The organism is Bradyrhizobium brasilense, from assembly GCF_029714345.1.
Taxonomy (GTDB): domain Bacteria; phylum Pseudomonadota; class Alphaproteobacteria; order Rhizobiales; family Xanthobacteraceae; genus Bradyrhizobium; species Bradyrhizobium australafricanum.
The window spans coordinates 3,971,871-3,990,549 of sequence record NZ_CP121669.1 but is presented as its reverse complement, the minus strand read 5'-3'; the positions used below and the strand labels follow the sequence as shown (position 1 = coordinate 3,990,549).

The following is an 18,679-nucleotide window of genomic DNA, read 5'->3' as shown; positions in this document are numbered from 1 at the left end:
AAATGGGCCGGAGGGTAAACATACGGGCTTTGTTATCTCCCGCAGCGCCTGTTTCTCCCCATCGTCGGTCACGCCGCTCAAGCGAGGTGGTGCGGATCATAGGTAATCACCGTGCCGTTCGTTGCGTCCGCCTTCTCGGCAAACCCGTTCGGATCGTATTGACCGAGCAGGACGATGTTGGCCGTGTGAGCGCCATCCGTCACCGTCAGAGTGCCGCCGGTCCCCGCCTGGTTCTCCGTATAGGTCAACGAGGTGCCAGCACCGAAGCTGATGCCCCTGAGGTCGATGTCGTCGTTGCCATCGAGGCCGCTCACCATGCCGGAGAAGTGGAAGGCGTCATCCAAGATGAGATGGCCGGCCGCGGTCGTGTCGAAGGTGACACCTGCTGCCGAGGCTGATCCGAACTCGATAGTGCCGGCGCCGCTGATCAAAGCGTTGCCGCTACCGGTAACCTCGCCCTCCGCTGTGACCGTGCTGCCATTGGCCCAGATCAGGCCGTTGTTTGCCACTGCACTGGCGAGCACCAGCCCACCCGTACCGGTCGCCTCCAGCGTGCCGGCATTGGCAATCACGTTGGCACCGGTGTCGATCACCAGGGCGTGGGTGCCGGTGGCATCGATGATGCCCTCGTTGCTCAGCGTTAGGCTGCCCTGGCCGATCTGGCCAGCGCCCGAAATCACGTTGTCGACGTTGTCGAGCGTGACGTTCGAGGCCGTGCCGGCGATAACATTGTGGTCGTCATCGGACAGGATTACGTGGCCACCGCCTTCCAGCTTTATACCGGTCTGGATCAGTTGCAGCTGCGTATCGTTACTCGAAGCTTGTAGTTCGATCGAACCGGCGTTGTTGATGATACCGGACAACGGCAGCATTGCGCCGTCGCTGATCGTGATGGTGGCGGCATTATCGACTACGGGCGTTTGATTAAACACGAAGTCATCGGCCGACAATGATCCAGCATCAATCCCTTGCAAAATGACCGACTGACCGTCGCCCAGCGCAATCACGGCATTGCCTGCCGCATCACTCGTCGTGTGCGCCTCGATATCGGAGAAGTTCGTGAAGCCGGCGTATCCGATCAGATCAATCTGATCGTGCATCAGATCGAAACTATAGACGACGTCGTGTCCAATCGGCTGCGAGAAAACAATTAGATCGTTGCCACTTGATGCAGTGAGATTGTCATTGCCGGAGATGGCGAAGATGGGGTTGCCCGGTGCGTAGGCTTCGACGTTGTCGAAAACAATTGTGTTTCCTATGCTGCCGTCGGCATTGGTCCAGGACTCAGCAACATTGAGCACAAGCGCACCAGCATAGGACGTGGACGTTGTTACGGTCAGCGAACCAACGTCGTTAGTCACTACGGTCCACGAACCGTCTAAATTGTGTGCTCCGCCACTTATGGTCCAATCGGACGGGACCCCCGAAATTGTGAGCGATACCTCGCCGTGGCTTCCGGTGGGGTCCGTCAAACCGAGATTCATAGGTTCGCCGGAAACCCCTGCGGGGAATGATCCAGATCCCTTGTTAGAAGTGACCGTTGACTGCTGGACCACCGCTCCGAATTGGTCGGTAACCGTAAGCGTAACGGTCCAATTTCCGCTGTTCGAATACGTGTGGTTTAAGTTGAATGTACCATCACTTGCCGGATGTAAGGTTGTCGTCGTGCTGTCACCCCAGTTGACCGTGATTGTCTCGCTGGTCAAATTGCCTGTATCCGGGTCCGAAACCGTGCCTGACACAGTTAGAATTTTACTCTGATTTCCTGTTCCCCACTGCCAGTTTGCGCCGTTTAGAGTGGGCGCATCGTTGGTGCCCGCGATGGCGAAGCTCACCGCCGTGCTTGCCGTACCGGTGCTGCCGTCCTTGACGTAGACCGTGAAGTTGTCACTAACGCTGGCACCTTGCGCCAGCGCATTGGTATCGGGGTCGGCGTTGTCGAGCGCGTAGCTCACCACGCCGGTGGCAGTGGTCAGCGTGGCCGTGCCGTAGGTGCCCGTCTTGGTATAAGTTGCGCCACCATTGCTGGTCGACCAACCGTTCCCGGTCAGCGCGGCGCCGTCATAGACGGCTGCGTCGCCGGTATCGGGATCAGCCTTTGTCAGCGTGATGCTGGCCGAGGCCGTGCCCGCGGTGCCAGCACCAGCCTCCACCAGCTGAACATTCTGCGCGCCCGCCGTGACGGTCGGGTTGTCGTTGGTGCCGCTGATCGCGAAGTTCACCGCCGTGCTCGCCGTGCCGGTGCTGCCGTCCTTCACATAGACGGTGAAGCTGTCCGTCGCGCTCGTCCCGCCCGCCAGAGCATTGGTCGCGCTGGCAGCATTGTTGAGCGCGTAGCTCACCACGCCGGTCGCCGTTGTCAGTGTTGCGGTGCCGTAGGTGCCTGTCTTGGTGTAAGTCGTGCCGCCATTAACGGTCGACCAGCCGTTGCCGGTCAGCGAGGCGCCATCGTATACAGCGCTGTCTCCCGTATCCGGATCCGACTTCGTCAGCGCAATCGTCGCGGTCGACGTGCCGGACGTGCCAACCCCCGCCTCGATCAGCTGTGCGCTCTGCGCGCCCGCCGTGACGGTCGGGTTGTCGTTGGTGCCGCTGATCGCGAAGTTCACCGCCGTGCTCGCCGTGCCGGTGCTGCCGTCCTTCACATAGACGGTGAAGCTGTCCGTCGCGCTCGTCCCGCCCGCCAGAGCGTTGGTCGCGCTGGCAGCATTGTTGAGCGCGTAGCTCACCACGCCGGTCGCCGTTGTCAGTGTTGCGGTGCCGTAGGTGCCTGTCTTAGTGTAAGTCGTGCCGCCATTAACGGTCGACCAGCCGTTGCCGGTCAGCGAGGCGCCATCGTATACAGCGCTGTCTCCCGTATCCGGATCCGACTTCGTCAGCGCAATCGTCGCGGTCGACGTGCCGGACGTGCCAACCCCCGCCTCGATCAGCTGTGCGCTCTGCGCGCCCGCCGTAACGGTCGGCACGTCGTTGGTGCCGTGGATGGTGACGGTGACGAGCTGGCTGGCGGTGCCGTCGGACGAGACGGCGGTGAAGCTGTCGGTGATGGACTGGGTGGCGCCGAGCTGCTGGATCGCCGTCTGAGTGTTGTCGGCGCTGTAGGTCCAGGTGCCGTCGGCGGCGAGCGTGAAGGTGCCGTAGGTCCCGGCGATGCTGGCATGCGCCGCGAAATTGGACTGGCCCTGGTCGACGTCGGCGATGGTGAGCGTGCCACCTGTGGTCAGGTTGCCGGCAACGATGCCGGCGGCGCCGTTGTCCTCGGTCACGTCGCTGGTGGAGACGCCGCCGATCACCGGCACGTCGTTGGTGCCGTGGATGGTGACGGTGACGAGCTGGCTGGCGGTGCCGTCGGACGAGACGGCGGTGAAGCTGTCGGTGATGGACTGGGTGGCGCCGAGCTGCTGGATCGCCGTCTGAGTGTTGTCGGCGCTGTAGGTCCAGGTGCCGTCGGCGGCGAGCGTGAAGGTGCCGTAGGTCCCGGCGATGCTGGCATGCGCCGCGAAATTGGACTGGCCCTGGTCGACGTCGGCGATGGTGAGCGTGCCACCTGTGGTCAGGTTGCCGGCAACGATGCCGGCGGCGCCGTTGTCCTCGGTCACGTCGCTGGTGGAGACGCCGCCGATCACCGGCACGTCGTTGGTGCCGTGGATGGTGACGGTGACGAGCTGGCTGGCGGTGCCGTCGGACGAGACGGCGGTGAAGCTGTCGGTGATGGACTGGGTGGCGCCGAGCTGCTGGATCGCCGTCTGAGTGTTGTCGGCGCTGTAGGTCCAGGTGCCGTCGGCGGCGAGCGTGAAGGTGCCGTAGGTCCCGGCGATGCTGGCATGCGCCGCGAAATTGGACTGGCCCTGGTCGACGTCGGCGATGGTGAGCGTGCCACCTGTGGTCAGGTTGCCGGCAACGATGCCGGCGGCGCCGTTGTCCTCGGTCACGTCGCTGGTGGAGACGCCGCCGATCACCGGCACGTCGTTGGTGCCGTGGATGGTGACGGTGACGAGCTGGCTGGCGGTGCCGTCGGACGAGACGGCGGTGAAGCTGTCGGTGATGGACTGGGTGGCGCCGAGCTGCTGGATCGCCGTCTGAGTGTTGTCGGCGCTGTAGGTCCAGGTGCCGTCGGCGGCGAGCGTGAAGGTGCCGTAGGTCCCGGCGATGCTGGCATGCGCCGCGAAATTGGACTGGCCCTGGTCGACGTCGGCGATGGTGAGCGTGCCACCTGTGGTCAGGTTGCCGGCAACGATGCCGGCGGCGCCGTTGTCCTCGGTCACGTCGCTGGTGGAGACGCCGCCGATCACCGGCACGTCGTTGGTGCCGTGGATGGTGACGGTGACGAGCTGGCTGGCGGTGCCGTCGGACGAGACGGCGGTGAAGCTGTCGGTGATGGACTGGGTGGCGCCGAGCTGCTGGATCGCCGTCTGAGTGTTGTCGGCGCTGTAGGTCCAGGTGCCGTCGGCGGCGAGCGTGAAGGTGCCGTAGGTCCCGGCGATGCTGGCATGCGCCGCGAAATTGGACTGGCCCTGGTCGACGTCGGCGATGGTGAGCGTGCCACCTGTGGTCAGGTTGCCGGCAACGATGCCGGCGGCGCCGTTGTCCTCGGTCACGTCGCTGGTGGAGACGCCGCCGATCACCGGCACGTCGTTGGTGCCGTGGATGGTGACGGTGACGAGCTGGCTGGCGGTGCCGTCGGACGAGACGGCGGTGAAGCTGTCGGTGATGGACTGGGTGGCGCCGAGCTGCTGGATCGCCGTCTGAGTGTTGTCGGCGCTGTAGGTCCAGGTGCCGTCGGCGGCGAGCGTGAAGGTGCCGTAGGTCCCGGCGATGCTGGCATGCGCCGCGAAATTGGACTGGCCCTGGTCGACGTCGGCGATGGTGAGCGTGCCACCTGTGGTCAGGTTGCCGGCAACGATGCCGGCGGCGCCGTTGTCCTCGGTCACGTCGCTGGTGGAGACGCCGCCGATCACCGGCACGTCGTTGGTGCCGTGGATGGTGACGGTGACGAGCTGGCTGGCGGTGCCGTCGGACGAGACGGCGGTGAAGCTGTCGGTGATGGACTGGGTGGCGCCGAGCTGCTGGATCGCCGTCTGAGTGTTGTCGGCGCTGTAGGTCCAGGTGCCGTCGGCGGCGAGCGTGAAGGTGCCGTAGGTCCCGGCGATGCTGGCATGCGCCGCGAAATTGGACTGGCCCTGGTCGACGTCGGCGATGGTGAGCGTGCCACCTGTGGTCAGGTTGCCGGCAACGATGCCGGCGGCGCCGTTGTCCTCGGTCACGTCGCTGGTGGAGACGCCGCCGATCACCGGCACGTCGTTGGTGCCGTGGATGGTGACGGTGACGAGCTGGCTGGCGGTGCCGTCGGACGAGACGGCGGTGAAGCTGTCGGTGATGGACTGGGTGGCGCCGAGCTGCTGGATCGCCGTCTGAGTGTTGTCGGCGCTGTAGGTCCAGGTGCCGTCGGCGGCGAGCGTGAAGGTGCCGTAGGTCCCGGCGATGCTGGCATGCGCCGCGAAATTGGACTGGCCCTGGTCGACGTCGGCGATGGTGAGCGTGCCACCTGTGGTCAGGTTGCCGGCAACGATGCCGGCGGCGCCGTTGTCCTCGGTCACGTCGCTGGTGGAGACGCCGCCGATCACCGGCACGTCGTTGGTGCCGTGGATGGTGACGGTGACGAGCTGGCTGGCGGTGCCGTCGGACGAGACGGCGGTGAAGCTGTCGGTGATGGACTGGGTGGCGCCGAGCTGCTGGATCGCCGTCTGAGTGTTGTCGGCGCTGTAGGTCCAGGTGCCGTCGGCGGCGAGCGTGAAGGTGCCGTAGGTCCCGGCGATGCTGGCATGCGCCGCGAAATTGGACTGGCCCTGGTCGACGTCGGCGATGGTGAGCGTGCCACCTGTGGTCAGGTTGCCGGCAACGATGCCGGCGGCGCCGTTGTCCTCGGTCACGTCGCTGGTGGAGACGCCGCCGATCACCGGCACGTCGTTGGTGCCGTGGATGGTGACGGTGACGAGCTGGCTGGCGGTGCCGTCGGACGAGACGGCGGTGAAGCTGTCGGTGATGGACTGGGTGGCGCCGAGCTGCTGGATCGCCGTCTGAGTGTTGTCGGCGCTGTAGGTCCAGGTGCCGTCGGCGGCGAGCGTGAAGGTGCCGTAGGTCCCGGCGATGCTGGCATGCGCCGCGAAATTGGACTGGCCCTGGTCGACGTCGGCGATGGTGAGCGTGCCACCTGTGGTCAGGTTGCCGGCAACGATGCCGGCGGCGCCGTTGTCCTCGGTCACGTCGCTGGTGGAGACGCCGCCGATCACCGGCACGTCGTTGGTGCCGTGGATGGTGACGGTGACGAGCTGGCTGGCGGTGCCGTCGGACGAGACGGCGGTGAAGCTGTCGGTGATGGACTGGGTGGCGCCGAGCTGCTGGATCGCCGTCTGAGTGTTGTCGGCGCTGTAGGTCCAGGTGCCGTCGGCGGCGAGCGTGAAGGTGCCGTAGGTCCCGGCGATGCTGGCATGCGCCGCGAAATTGGACTGGCCCTGGTCGACGTCGGCGATGGTGAGCGTGCCACCTGTGGTCAGGTTGCCGGCAACGATGCCGGCGGCGCCGTTGTCCTCGGTCACGTCGCTGGTGGAGACGCCGCCGATCACCGGCACGTCGTTGGTGCCGTGGATGGTGACGGTGAGAGTCGCGGTTGCCGTCGCCCCCGCGGAATCTTTCACTGTATAGGAGAACGTATCCGTCAGCGTGTCACTAAACGTGCGCAACGCTTCTACCGCGCCCTGGCCGTTGTTCACGGTGTAGGTATAGGAACCGTCGGTATTGAGATGCAGGGTGCCATGCGCACCGACCACGTCAGTTCCGGCGCCAGAACTCAACGAGACACAGGTGGTTCCCGCCGCAACGCCCGCAACTGTCTTGGAAGCAGCACTGAAATCGAAATCGTTCGTTAGGACGTTGCCGGTCGGATTGACGCCAGCAGTGCCGTTACTAATACCGCCGGCTTCTGTCGCCGATGCTGTATCGGCAGCGGCTGCGATAGTAAGATTGCCTGAGGCATCACGTACTTCAACTTTCTCGATCGCCGAAACCTGCAAATTGAGAGTTTTGAAGGTATAGATGGCACCGTCGGCCTGTCCTGTTTGAGCACTGATGTGCGCAGGAACCCAGACGTTCTTATAATACGAAATCTCGGCCTGAATATCTGCATCGGCTAACTGCGCGGCACTCAGCCAGATCTGGAGCGTATCGACATCCGGCGTCGCGCCCGCCTTGCCGAGCTGCACAGCACCATTTCCGCCGTCGTAGGAGTCGTAGCCCTGGAACGTTGTACCTGAGACGACCGTAGACGCGCCAACAATGCCGAGACTCGTCTGATCGGTTCCAGAATAAATGATCCCGCCACTGATTTGCTGGTTGGTGGCAGTGAAGCCGGTTGATCCCAGGACGTACTGATTTTCATAGGCCTTGTAGATCAAGGTATCCGACCCTGATCCGCCCAGAACGGTATCAAAGCCGCTGCCCCCATTGAGGGTGTCATCTCCGGAACCACCGTTGAGGCGATCGTTGCCGGCACCACCGGACAGCGTGTCATCGCCCGAGCCTCCGACAAGATTGTCGCTGCCGCTCGTGCCCGTGAGGATGGTGGTGCCGCTAGCGCTTGCCATTACAGATGCTCCAATATTCGTACAATTCGCGCGCAACTACAGATTCAGCTAAATGATCAACTGGATGTTGGACTCACCGGCTCGAAATCCGGGATGACGGATTTGATGGATTGACAAGCGAGCCGCGCCTTCATTCGGCCATGACAGCGTGTGCAACGGATCGTGCGCGGCGCTCAATGGCGGCACTGCCAGAAGCGTATCAATTGATCCCACCAGCCTTGACGCTGGCCGCTTAATTAGTGTGCGCAGGTCATTAGCGGGGATAGCCAAGCGCTCAATCGAAAGATCGCCTGACAACGAGGAAGAAAAATTTGAAATTTCGTGGAGACCCGATTCAACTTCGGACCAGCGGACCGGCGGCTCGGCCTTCGCAATGAAAGTTACACGACTCAACACCCGCTCCTAAAAACTCTGCCGACGCAGAGCAGGTGTGATTGCAGTCGGAAATCAATTCATCAAACTACCCAAGTGCCCGCCAAAAAATCTGCGAGCGCTTCAGCTGACAAGCAATTGCCACACATCTATTGGTGTTTGCTCGTCCGCCGCGCTGTGAAAAAGACTTCGAACGCTAACCCTGCCCGCTTCGGTGCGGCTCTTACACTCCGCACATCAAAATTCTTTGTCTTCAAACCGTCTCGCCGCGGGAAGCTTGCGCTCTTTGTCCGCAAAAAATGTGAGCAAGCATCCCAAAACCTAATTTGGATGCAATTTGCCGCAAATTTGCGCGGCCGTCTAGCACCCCATGAGGTGTCCGCTTTTAACATTAACATCGAACCGCCAATGGGTTCCGTTGCACCACAGGTGATATCCGTAGCTTTACGGGCGAAGCCACCACAAGCGATTGTCGCCAAAGGCCTTGTAGGTCGTCGTCAGTTCCACCCGTCGACGTATGCAGCCAGGGTTCAGTCACCAACGAGCTCCAAGATCGGCAACGAGATGCTCGTTCGGATCAGTGGTCTCATGTCGGCTTGGACGTAGGCTGCATCGACGCGGTCTACGCGTATGCATCTTGCGGTCACGCCCGTTACGGCGAGGTAGTGGTCTTCGGGCGCGGGAAATGACGAAGTGGTTCGATACCAACTGCCACTACATGGTGCCCAACTGTCCACCGATCGCGCACGCCGCTTCAATGATGGCGCTGGCCGGTCGGGACCGGCGGCTCTGCTCGTCACGTCGCCCAACGCTTTCCGGCTAACGACAATCTGACCACCATGCTCCCCTATACCACCGCTGATCTGTTTGCCTTTATGGATGTCCGGGACCTGGATCTGTGGCGGCAGGGCGTGGGAAAGCGTCAGCTTCCGCGTTCGCGATGTCACCAACGCCGTCTACTCGGCGTGGCGGACCCGGATCCGTCAGGTCTACCTCGGCGCGCTGAGAACGTTCGGACTGCCGCCATCGGCGGGTGTTGAGGGTGCGGCAGGACTACGTCAACGAGGTCACGTGGAGCAGTGATTCCCCTAGAGCCTGGTATGACGCTGTTGAGAACGCCAAGTCGGCTCTGCGCGGCCTCCTAAGCCCGCTCTAGATGCCCTCGAGTAGGATCCTGCCTCTAGCTTGTTGGATTCCAACGTCAATCGGACCGTCTGTCATCGAACAATCGATGGCGGGTTCGCAACATGAACATCTCCGTGATGATAGAGCCGCCGCTATCTCTTGAATGACAGTTGAGAATGCCAGTTGAAGACGCGCAGAATCCCCAACACTGTTGCCTGGCGAGAAAGGCAAATTCCACGAGCTAGGACTCCCTCAAACACCTCCTTGCGGGCTAGATTCTTGAACGTGTACTACTGAGCGTGTTCGGTGAAGGTGTATGTTCATCGCCCACGATGGATCTTGTTTCATCACGGGCGATGAATCTAGATCGATCGCCGGCGATGAACCGATCTGCTGTTGATTTATCGCCGGCGATGATTCTCTTTTTTCGTTTGAGAGGCCCCTCGATCCGTTCCACTTCGCGCTGTTGGCGTCGATGTTCGAGTTCTTCCAGCATTAGATCCATCCGACCGAACAGGGGCTCAATAAGTAGCGCAGTCCTCGTTCGCCTCCATTTTATCCAGCCCAGCTTCTTAAGCGCGACCCGGTGCCTGTATACCTCGGCCGGTGATATGCTCGTCTTGTCGCTAATCGTCCGATCACTCAGTATTGCAATTCCAGTCTTGGCATTTGCGTGTTGGATGATGGTGAATGCCGTCTCAAACATGCCGGGCTTGACTTGACTGTCGACCGCTACGCAATTCAACCAATCAAGCTTTTTACCGGTCCATTGTTTCAGGTGACTTTTATCCTCTTCGGCGGACGACCTTACGCCGGACGCTTTACGCATAGCGGTCGTTCAATTTAACAGCGCTCTCTGCACCCACCGGCGAAGAGCCCACTGATGAGGTCGGGGGTCTCCGTGATGTCGAGGGGGTGGGAACTTCTGGAAGGCGATCGGGAAGAGCGGCTAGCTTCTGCATTGCGGGCGCGTTCACCGCGCCCGCGTGGTAGCGAATATCGCGAAGCAGCGCCTGGGAAGTCCGACAAAAGGAACGACCGCGCCAATCGTCCTTTCGCGATTTTTCTGGCGAACCGCGGCGCTGCAAAATCCAGTGGATCTGATACCGGCACTCAATAACGCGCCAATTGTCGCTGAGCACCACAACGACACGATCATAATCGTCCGCGGCCTCTCGGTTACTCATTTGGCGCCCACCCGCGCCAACATCTGGTCAAACGCCGCCTTCGGGACACGTATCAACTTCCCTATGCGGATCGTGGGTATGTCACCGCGCTTTGCCGCTTCGTAGCTGGCGTTACGTCCCAACCCCAGCAACGCGCCGGCTTCCGGCACCTCGTAAACAAGTCTTTTGTCTTCCTTTGACCCGTCTTGCATTGGAGGCTCCAAATTAGTGTAAACTTACACCATTTGGCACACTCTCTGCCGATCCAGCAAGATAATAGTGGTGGACACCACCTTTAATCTCGTCTAGTGTTTGTCAATCATGTTCAGTTTGAAATCCTACGCGCCGACACTTGCTCAATATTTGAATCTTTCACCGGACGCGCTTTACGAGCGACAGAGATCTTTGATTCGATCAGGACTCCTGGTTGCGGTTCAAGGACGGGGACCAGGCAGCGGCGTGAAAATTTCGGTGCCGGCCGTGAGTCTTCTCATATTGTCTGTGTTGGCAACTGAAAGCCTAGCCGAGATCGGTTCCGCCGTTCGGCGACTGGGCACCGCGCGCGCCGAGAAGCAATCCTGCTCCCTAACCGGCTCGATTGAGTTCGGCCAGGCCCTAGAGATGGTTCTCGCTCAAACGAGCACGGCCAGACGAATTTCGATGATCACAGTTGTTCGCCCCGCCCAGCGCGCTCAATTGGTTTTCAGGTCTGCAAACCGTAAGAAGACAGAATTCAGTTCCTTCGGTGAGGCGGCTCATTCTCAACACTATCACATGACGATCGAGGCTGAACTTCCCGGCTTCGCCGTGTGGTGCATCGCGGAAGATCTAAACGACATCGCAGACGGCAAGTCCTTGAGCGCAATTGAGCAACGCATGACGCAAATGCGATCTGACTCCACTGAACGCTACTTGCGCTTCTTCAGGGGCGAACGACGCAGTTAGCGGAAACGGCAACTTGAGGCATGGTGCGTGGAGGAGAGCTTGAAAGACCAGACCAGATCTAGACGCCCATTTGGCGAAGGGGGCATCGACCAGCGGGGAACCGACATTTTCAGACTCCGCTGGCGGGCGAATGGGAAGCGGTTTTCGAAAGTATTCCACGGGACTAGGGCCGCGGCCCGGAAGGAGATTAGGGCCCTCATCGCGGCAGTCGATACGGGTGAGCATGTGGACCCAAGCAAGATCACGGTGGCGCAGTGGATCGATCAGTGGATTGCTGCCGGCGCCCCTGGTCGTAAAAAGGTCAAGGTTGGCCAGCGTACGCTGGAGCGCTATGAGGAACTACTGCGGGTCCATGTAAAGCCCAAGCTCGGCACTAAGCTGTTACAGAAGCTGCAGGCAACTGACATCGACAAGCTCTACACCGAGCTCGAGGCCAAATTGGCGCCAATGACTGTCAACCACGTCCACAGCTGCTTCAACTCATCGCTTTCGACGGCCGAGCGTAAGGGAATGATCGCAAGCAACCCGATGACACGCATCGAGCAGCTGCCCTCGGCCGGTGAGAGCGACCATGGGCTCGCGCTGGATGAGGGCGAGCTCAAGACCTTGGTATGCGGTTTCAAGAGGTCGGTCACAATGTACGTCCCGGTGGCGGTGGACGCCGCTACTGGCGTGCGTCGTAACGAGCTGCTAGCCTTCCGCTGGACTGATTTCGACGCCGACCTAAAGACGCTGAAGGTTGAGCGAGCCTTAGAGATCACCAAAAAATTCGGAGCTCGCTATAAGCCGCCCAAGACATGGCGAGGAAAGCGCACGATCGCCTTGGACGATGGTACAGTGGCGTTGCTTCTGGCCGAACGGGAGAAGCATCAGCGCCTCATGGCGGGCGTCCCAGACGGCGCCGTGGTAGATCTCAGCCTCATCCGCTTGCCCGATGACGCGCTGATCTTCCCCGGGATGCCGCCGGCCGGTCAAAGCTTCTCGTTCGCCCGCCCCCGTGACCCTAGCGCGTTCTCCAAGCGATTCAGGCGCACCGCGGACGATCTCGGCTTCGAGGGCTTTGAGTTCCATCACCTACGGGGCACCCACGCCACGCTCCTCTTGGACAAGGGGGTACCCGTCCACACCGTGGCCGAGCGGATCGGCGACGACCCGGCCGTGCTGCTCCGCAACTATGCCAAGCGGAAACGCTCGCAGACAGCTGACACTTCGGTGTCTTCGGTCATCAACGCCATGTCAGCCGGGATTTACGGGTCCTGAATGGCCTTGGGTCCCATTTGGGTCCCCGTTCGACCTCTGTTCAGGCATATTCTTGGATAAGCCCTTGATTTAGCTGGCAGGAGTGGCAGGGCTCGAACCTGCGACCCCCGGTTTTGGAGACCGGTGCTCTACCAATTGAGCTACACTCCTGCAGGGAACCCGCGTCGCCGCCGGTTCGCGCCGTTTCAAGCACAGGGCATGGCCGGTTTGCAAGGGCGAAGCGGTGAAGCTTCTGTTCATTGCAAAACTTCTGCGCCAGACTTCGGCGATCACCCCGTGTCGGCACCTCGCCGCAAGAATCAAGAACCAGGGAGAGACCATGAACGCCCAAACCGCCACCATGCACGCCGCCAGCCCGACCACCGCCTCCCTCCCTCTCGCCAAGCCCGAATCGATCGGGCTGTCGAGCGTGCGGCTGCAGGCGATGTCCGACACCTTCCGCCGCGAGGTCGACAAGGGAACCGTGCCCGGCGTGACGGTGCTGGTGGCGCGGCGCGGCCAGATCGGCTGGTTCGACGCGATCGGCCGGCAAAGCCCGACCGCTTCGGCGCCGATGGCCCATGACACGATCTTCCGCATCTTCTCGATGACCAAGCCGATCGTCTCGGTCGGCATCATGCAGCTGCTGGAGGACGGCCACTTCCTGCTCAACGACCCCGTCGCGAAGTTCATCCCCGAATTCGCCGAGACCAAGGTCGGCGTCGAGAACAACGGCAAGCTCGAGCTGGTCGCGGCGAAGCGGCAGATGACGATCCAGGACCTGCTTCGCCACACGTCTGGGCTTACTTATGACCACACCGGCAACGGCCCGGTGCAGCAGCTCTACCAGCAGTCGCGGCTGCGCAGCCGCAAGATCACCAACGCCGAGCACGCCACCATGCTCGCCGGCATGCCGCTGGTCTGCCAGCCCGGCGCCGAGTGGAACTACAGCCGCTCCACCGACATCCTCGGCCGCATCATCGAGGTCGTCAGCGGCAAGACGCTCGGCGCGTACCTCGCTGAGCACATCCTCTCGCCGCTGCAGATGACCGAAACCGCCTTCCATACCCCGGAAGCCAATGCCGGCCGCCTCGCCGAGGCGTTTGCCAACGATCCCTGGACCAACGAGAAGGTGCAGCTGTTCAACATGCTGGAGAAGCCGGCGATGGAATCCGGCGGCGGCGGGCTGGTTTCGACCACCATGGATTATGCCCGCTTCGCGCAGATGCTGCTGAACGGCGGCTCGCTCGACGGCACCAGGATCATCGGCCGCAAGACGCTCGAATTCATGGCCTCCGATCACCTCGGCGCCGGCGTGAAGATCCAGGGCACGCTGGTGTCGCCCGGCCACAGTTTCGGCCTCGGCTTCGCCGTGCGCATGCAGCAGGGCGTCGCGCCGTTCTCCGGCTCGGTCGGCCAGTATTTCTGGAGCGGCATGGCCGGCACATTCTTCTGGATCGATCCGAGCGAAGACCTGATCGCGGTATTCATGATGCAGGGCCCGGGCCAGCGCGAATATACCCGCTCGCTGGTACGCAACGGGGTGTACGCGGCGGTGGAGTAGTCCGTCATTCCGGGGCGCGAACCTAAGATGCGCAATCGCGCATCGGGGAATCTCGCGCAACAACATCGAGATTCCGGGTTCAGCCCTGCGGGCTGCCCCGGAATGACGAGTGATGCTCAGCTGATCGTCGCGCCGCCGTCGATCACGATGGTCTGGCCGGTCATGAAGTCGCCGGCGCGCGAGCCCATCATCACGGCGGCGCCCGCGATCTCGTCCGGCACGCCGATCCGCAGCAGCGGCGAGCGCGCGGTCGAGGCCTTCAGATTGTCCGGATTGTCCCACAGCGCCTTCGCAAAGTCGGTCTTGATCAGGCCGGGCGCGATGCAGTTCACGCGGATATTGTGTTTGCCGTATTCGCAGGCGAGGTTGCGTGCGAGCTGCATGTCGGCGGCCTTGGAGATCGCGTAGGCGCCGAGGATGGTCGAGCCCTTCAGGCCGCCGATCGAGGACACGATGATGATCGAGCCGTCCTTGCGCTCGATCATCTGCGGCACCACCATCGAGATGAGCCAGTTGTTGGCGACGATGTTGTTGTCGAGGATCTTGCGGAACTGATCGTCGGAGATGCCGGCGAGCGGACCGTAGTAAGGATTGGACGCGGCGTTGCAGACCAGCACGTCGATCTTGCCGAAGGCGCGGTTGCTCTCGTCGACCAGGTTCTGCAGGTTTTCCTTCGACGAGATGTTGGCCGCGATCGCAACCGCGGTGCCCTTGCCGTAGCTGTCGTTGATCTCCTTCGCCACCTGCTCGCAGACGTCAGCCTTGCGCGAGGAGATCACGACCTTGGCGCCGTGCTCGGCCATGCGCTCGGCGATCGCGCGTCCGATGCCGCGCGTCGAGCCGGTGATGACGGCGACTTTTCCCTTCATGTCGAACAAGGTCATGTTTCTCTCCCTGATGTTAAGTGTTCGTCTTAGCGTCATTCCGGGGCGACGCACCAGCGTCGAACCCGGAATCTCGAGATTCCCCGATGCGCAATTGCGCATCTGCGGTCTGGTCCTTCGGACCATCCCGGAATGACGATCACGCAAGCTTGCTCGCCGGCCTGACTTCAGGCCCGGATGGCTGATGCATCGCGGCGTGGCGCGGATCGGCAATCCAGGGCTGCTGGTTCACCATCGGCAAGCGCCAGGTCGACAGGCCCGCGCTTGCGATGTGATCGAGCCGCGTCACCGAGACATTATCGATATCGAACGACAGCCCCCTGTCCGGCTGGCCGCCGAGCGCCAGCCCGACCGCGGCCTTGATCACGCCGCCATGGCCGACGGCGATGATATTCCTGCCCGCTTCCGCGGCGGTGATCCGCACAATGGTGCGGCAGACGCGGGTGTAGAGATCCATGTAGCTCTCGCCGCCGGGCGCGGGATCGTTGACATCGGCGAACCAGGCCGTACCCGGCGGACGACTGGCGAGAAACGCGGCGCGGTTCATGCCCTGCCACTGGCCGAGATGCTGCTCGGCGAAGTCGCGTTCCTGCGTCATGCTTTCCGGCTTTGGAAACCCGGCAGCCCAGATCGCGTCCGCGGTCTTGTGCGTGCGCTTCAAATTGCTCGAATACCAGACCGCGTTGCGCGGCAGCATCTTGGCGACCGCCTCGAACACCTCGACATCGCCGGTGTCGCAGTCGATATCCTCTTGTCCGTAGATGTTGCCGCCATCGCTGCGTACCGGTGCGTGACGAACCCACCACCACCGCGTCACCGTCACCTCAGGCTTGTCTGGATTGGACATCGGATGAGCCCTTCAATAGTGTCCCGTCTCGCTGTACGTCACGCCGCACATCGTCTCAAGTGCTTCGGACGTTTGAAATTTTGTTTGAATTCCGTCGCGCGGCAGACGCGCCAAGGACCACCCGAACTAATCACGTGAACAGGGAGAAACTCATGGGCCGCCTCGAAGGCAAATCCGTCATCATCACCGGCGCTGGCAGCGGCATCGGCCGCGCCGCCTCGCTGCTGTTCACCAGGGAAGGCGCCAAGCTGATCGCGGTCGATCGCACCGAGGGCGTCAACGAGACCGCCAAGCTGGTGCGCGATGCCGGCGGCACTGTCGAGGCCGTCACCGCCGATGCCGGCTCGGAGAGCGACGTGAAGGCCTTCATCGAGAAGGCGGTTTCGAAGTACGGCAAGCTCGATGCGATCTGGGCCAATGCCGGCGTCAGCGGCGGCCTCGTCCCGCTCGCCGACCAGACGGTCGAGCATTGGCAGGAAGTGCTGCGCGTCAATCTGATCGGCCCGTTCCTCGCGATCAAGCATTCGATTCCGCATATGACGAAGCAAGGTTCCGGCTCGATCGTCTGCACCGCTTCCGTCGCGGGCCTGAAGTCGGGTGCCAGCGGACATCCCTACGGCGCGAGCAAGGCCGGCGTCATCAGCCTGGTGCAGACCACCGCCTACTCGCTCTCCGGCACCGGCGTGCGCATCAATGCGGTGTGCCCGGGCCTGATCGAAACCGGCATGACCAAGCCGGTGTTCGATCGCGCCAAGGAGCGCGGCACCCAGGACAAGATCGGCCAGCTCAATCCGCTGAAGCGTCCCGGCCAGCCGCACGAGCTCGCCGCGATGGGATTGTTCCTGGCAAGCGACGAAGCGTCCTACGTCAACGGCCAGGCCATCCCGGTCGACGGCGGCCTCACCGCATCGATGCCGTATACGGGCAAGCCGATCTAGCGAGGGCAGGCGCGGCATACACCAGCGTCGTCCCGGCGAAGGCCGGGACCCATACTCCGCGGCGGATGTCGTGAAAGGGACTCGTCGTTCCAGCAACGTGCAACAATGACCATTTGTGGTCATGGGTCCTGGCTTTCGCCAGGATGACAGCGAATGTGTGGCACGGCCTCCATCCACAATCGTCGTCCCTGCGAAAGCACTAGCGTCTCTACACGGTTTTGGGGCGCGACAGATTGACTCGGTGCAGCAAGAAGTGGCGTCTCTGCAGCATGTTGTATGATTCTCTCACGGGCGCTTTGATTCGAAGGAGCGCCAGCGATGCAGCCGGATTTGTCTTTGGGTGAGTTCGGGGACGTTCGTCTCGACAAAAGGGGGCGACGCTTCTCCGGGCTATGCTTTGCACGCGCAGCGTCTGCTTGCGCCAGATGGCCCGGGGCGATTGGGCTGCCAATATGGCGTTCTGGCGGTTTGTGAACAACCCCCAAGTCACGATCGATAAATTGATTGAGGGCTGGAGCGCGCAGACGCGGACTGCGGTCAGCGGGCGTCATGTGCTGGCGATCCAGGATACGAGCGAGGTCAAGTTCCAGACCCAGGCGGGACGGCGGCGCGGGCTGGGCAAAGTCGGCAAGGGCAATGCTCGCGGCGTGCTGTTGCATGCGATGATGGCGGTGGATGCCGACAGCGGGGTCTGTCTTGGCCTTACTGGCGGCAACGTTTGGACGCGCAAAGGCAAGGTAAAAATCCCGCATGAGCGGCGCGCCTTGGCCGACAAGGAGTCGGCGCGCTGGGTGACGGCCGCCGAGCAAGGCCGCGACGTCCTGGCAGATGCCCGCATGATCACCGTCGTCAACGACCGCGAGGGGGATTTCTTTGCTCACTGGGCGCTGACGCCAGCTGAGAATGTCCATCTTCTGTCGCGTGCCATGCACGACCATGCGCTGGTCGATGGCGACACACTTTATCAGGCGGTCGAGCGGAGCCGCTTCTGCGACAACGCGGTGATCGATCTGCCGCAGCGAATGGATCGGCGCGGCCGGCAGGCCCATCTCTCGATGCGCTTCGGAACCGTCGTGCTCAAGCGGCCGCAGAGGCCCGGCGTCACCGACTTGGCGGAGGGCATCAAACTCAGCTTCGTAGAAGTGGTCGAGTTGCATCCGCCGAGAGGTGCGGAGCCCATTCGCTGGCTGCTCCTGACCACTCATACGGTCGCCACCGTTAAAGACGCCTGGCAGATCGTCTCCTGGTACCGCCAGCGCTGGATCATTGAGCAACTCTTTCGCTCGCTGAAGAGCCAGGGTTTGCGCATCGAGGATAGTCAGATCGAGAGCGCCGAAGGCCTGATCAAGCTCGTGGCGGTCGCCACCAGAGCGGCATGTATCGTCATTCAACTCGTTCAGGCCCGCAACAGTGGCGAAGAATTGCCGGCTGAATTTGTCTTCACCGCAGAAGAGATCGAGACGCTCAGGGCCATCAACAAAACCATGAAAGGTCGCACCGAGCTTCAGAAAAACCACCATCGCCCCAACACTCTTGCTTGGGCGGCATGGATCATCGCAAAACTCGGCGGATGGACCGGCTACGCCTCCCACCGTCCACCTGGACCAATCACCTTCCACACCGGAATGGCCCGCTTCCAAATCCTCGCAAATGGCCCGACAAACGTGTAGATGCACTAGTGCGAAAGCAGGGACCCATACTCCGCAGCCGGGGTTGTGAGCGGGACTCGTCGTTCCAACGTCGCGCAACAATGACCATTGGTGGTGATGGGTCCCGGCCTTCGCCGGGACGACGCTGGAGATGGTTCGCATTCAAGGTGCCAAACAATGCGGTGTCATCACCTGCGCATACGCATGCGGGTGATCCAGTATTCCAGAGACGTCTGCGCTTGAGCCGAGAGGCCGCGGCGTACCGGATCGCCCGGTCCGAGAACCGGGCGATGACAGCCGAGAATGGGGA

The 18,679-nt window shown here is 62.0% G+C and carries 12 protein-coding genes and 1 tRNA gene; 6 read left to right on the top strand and 7 right to left on the bottom strand.

Translation table 11 applies throughout. From position 1 onward, the window contains the following. Positions 1–77: 77 nt before the first annotated feature. Complete coding sequence (locus tag QA635_RS18575) at positions 78–7,640, bottom strand: VCBS domain-containing protein (protein ID WP_283070887.1); 7,563 nt, start codon at positions 7,638–7,640, stop codon at positions 78–80. Positions 7,641–7,688: 48 nt separating this feature from the next. Continuing rightward, positions 7,689–8,033 carry a hypothetical protein gene (locus tag QA635_RS18570; protein WP_283070885.1) on the bottom strand — a complete coding sequence of 115 codons (345 nt, stop codon included), beginning with the start codon at positions 8,031–8,033 and terminating at the stop codon, positions 7,689–7,691. A gap of 496 nt (positions 8,034–8,529) precedes the next feature. Between QA635_RS18570 and QA635_RS41785 the strand changes: the two genes are divergently transcribed. Further along, on the top strand, positions 8,530–8,835 hold the full coding sequence (locus QA635_RS41785; protein ID WP_425249167.1) for a hypothetical protein: 306 nt from the start codon (positions 8,530–8,532) through the stop codon (positions 8,833–8,835). A 573-nt stretch (positions 8,836–9,408) separates the two neighbouring features. Here QA635_RS41785 and QA635_RS18565 read toward each other — a convergent pair. Continuing rightward, entirely contained in the window at positions 9,409–9,966 is a 558-nt protein-coding gene (locus QA635_RS18565; RefSeq protein WP_283070884.1) for a hypothetical protein, read from the bottom strand. Between the two features lie 354 nt (positions 9,967–10,320). Beyond that, positions 10,321–10,515 carry a helix-turn-helix domain-containing protein gene (locus QA635_RS18560; RefSeq protein ID WP_283070882.1) on the bottom strand — a complete coding sequence of 65 codons (195 nt, stop codon included), beginning with the start codon at positions 10,513–10,515 and terminating at the stop codon, positions 10,321–10,323. A gap of 109 nt (positions 10,516–10,624) precedes the next feature. On the opposite strand from QA635_RS18560, the gene QA635_RS18555 reads away from it, so the two are divergent. Together QA635_RS18555 and QA635_RS18550 are read left to right on the top strand one after the other, a co-directional pair. Beyond that, positions 10,625–11,248, top strand: coding sequence for a hypothetical protein (locus QA635_RS18555; RefSeq protein WP_283070880.1), 624 nt, complete (start codon positions 10,625–10,627; stop codon positions 11,246–11,248). Between the two features lie 225 nt (positions 11,249–11,473). After that, a complete protein-coding gene (locus QA635_RS18550; protein ID WP_283070879.1) occupies positions 11,474–12,508 on the top strand; it encodes a tyrosine-type recombinase/integrase in 1,035 nt (344 codons plus the stop codon). Between the two features lie 74 nt (positions 12,509–12,582). Here QA635_RS18550 and QA635_RS18545 read toward each other — a convergent pair. Then, a tRNA-Trp gene (locus QA635_RS18545) sits at positions 12,583–12,658 on the bottom strand. A gap of 169 nt (positions 12,659–12,827) precedes the next feature. Between QA635_RS18545 and QA635_RS18540 the strand changes: the two genes are divergently transcribed. Then, positions 12,828–14,051 (top strand): serine hydrolase domain-containing protein, encoded by a 1,224-nt coding sequence (locus QA635_RS18540; RefSeq protein WP_283070877.1) that lies wholly within the window; start codon positions 12,828–12,830, stop codon positions 14,049–14,051. Between the two features lie 116 nt (positions 14,052–14,167). Here QA635_RS18540 and QA635_RS18535 read toward each other — a convergent pair whose 3' ends face one another. Both QA635_RS18535 and QA635_RS18530 read right to left on the bottom strand, forming a co-directional pair. Continuing rightward, positions 14,168–14,935, bottom strand: a complete 768-nt coding sequence (locus tag QA635_RS18535; protein ID WP_026192903.1) for an SDR family NAD(P)-dependent oxidoreductase — start codon at positions 14,933–14,935, stop codon at positions 14,168–14,170. Between the two features lie 139 nt (positions 14,936–15,074). Next, positions 15,075–15,782, bottom strand: a complete 708-nt coding sequence (locus tag QA635_RS18530) for a histidine phosphatase family protein (RefSeq protein ID WP_283070876.1) — start codon at positions 15,780–15,782, stop codon at positions 15,075–15,077. A 152-nt stretch (positions 15,783–15,934) separates the two neighbouring features. Between QA635_RS18530 and QA635_RS18525 the strand changes: the two genes are divergently transcribed. Both QA635_RS18525 and QA635_RS18520 read left to right on the top strand, forming a co-directional pair. After that, the gene (locus tag QA635_RS18525; RefSeq protein WP_283070874.1) at positions 15,935–16,720 is read left to right on the top strand and encodes an SDR family NAD(P)-dependent oxidoreductase; all 786 of its coding nucleotides are present in this window, start codon (positions 15,935–15,937) and stop codon (positions 16,718–16,720) included. 425 nt (positions 16,721–17,145) lie between these two features. Next, complete coding sequence (locus QA635_RS18520) at positions 17,146–18,390, top strand: IS4 family transposase (protein WP_283071706.1); 1,245 nt, start codon at positions 17,146–17,148, stop codon at positions 18,388–18,390. Positions 18,391–18,679: the final 289 nt, after the last annotated feature.

What these genes read in the sequence shown, in the direction of transcription:
- QA635_RS18575 (WP_283070887.1), bottom strand. Translation starts at nt 7,640, where the DNA reads ATGGCAAGCGCTAGCGGCACCACCATCCTCACGGGCACGAGCGGCAGC.
- QA635_RS41785 (WP_425249167.1), top strand. Translation starts at nt 8,530, where the DNA reads ATGCAGCCAGGGTTCAGTCACCAACGAGCTCCAAGATCGGCAACGAGA.
- QA635_RS18565 (WP_283070884.1), bottom strand. Translation starts at nt 9,966, where the DNA reads ATGCGTAAAGCGTCCGGCGTAAGGTCGTCCGCCGAAGAGGATAAAAGT.
- QA635_RS18560 (WP_283070882.1), bottom strand. Translation starts at nt 10,515, where the DNA reads ATGCAAGACGGGTCAAAGGAAGACAAAAGACTTGTTTACGAGGTGCCG.
- QA635_RS18555 (WP_283070880.1), top strand. Translation starts at nt 10,625, where the DNA reads ATGTTCAGTTTGAAATCCTACGCGCCGACACTTGCTCAATATTTGAAT.
- QA635_RS18540 (WP_283070877.1), top strand. Translation starts at nt 12,828, where the DNA reads ATGAACGCCCAAACCGCCACCATGCACGCCGCCAGCCCGACCACCGCC.
- QA635_RS18535 (WP_026192903.1), bottom strand. Translation starts at nt 14,935, where the DNA reads ATGACCTTGTTCGACATGAAGGGAAAAGTCGCCGTCATCACCGGCTCG.
- QA635_RS18530 (WP_283070876.1), bottom strand. Translation starts at nt 15,782, where the DNA reads ATGTCCAATCCAGACAAGCCTGAGGTGACGGTGACGCGGTGGTGGTGG.
- QA635_RS18525 (WP_283070874.1), top strand. Translation starts at nt 15,935, where the DNA reads ATGGGCCGCCTCGAAGGCAAATCCGTCATCATCACCGGCGCTGGCAGC.
- QA635_RS18520 (WP_283071706.1), top strand. Translation starts at nt 17,146, where the DNA reads ATGGCCCGGGGCGATTGGGCTGCCAATATGGCGTTCTGGCGGTTTGTG.